Here is a 300-nt window from a genome sequence, read left to right on the forward strand (position 1 = left end):
CATCGTTGGTACCGGTCACGGTGATGGTGATCGTTTGCGCTTCACTCACGCCACCGTCATTGTCGGTCGCGGTGTACGTGAACGTCACGTCACGGCTGTCGCCCGGCGCTAGGTCGTCGAAGTCGCTGCCTGGTGTGAACGTGTAACTGCCGTTCGCATTGAACGTCAAGCTGCCTGCCGCCACATCATCAACCAATGCGTAGCTTGAGACGGTGCCGTCTGCATCTGTCGCCGCTGGCACATTGCTGCTCAACGCAGTGTCTTCATCCGTCGTTGCCGTACCGTCTTTCGCCACTGGCG

1 protein-coding gene is annotated in these 300 nt (G+C 59.7%); it reads right to left on the reverse strand.

The window, feature by feature from the left end:
• Positions 1-300, reverse strand: a 300-nt coding sequence (locus ACOSVP_RS18600; RefSeq protein WP_487348976.1) for an Ig-like domain-containing protein, incomplete at both ends; no start/stop codon positions are given.

It is taken from the genome of Marinomonas sp. HM11-D (genome assembly GCF_057626615.1).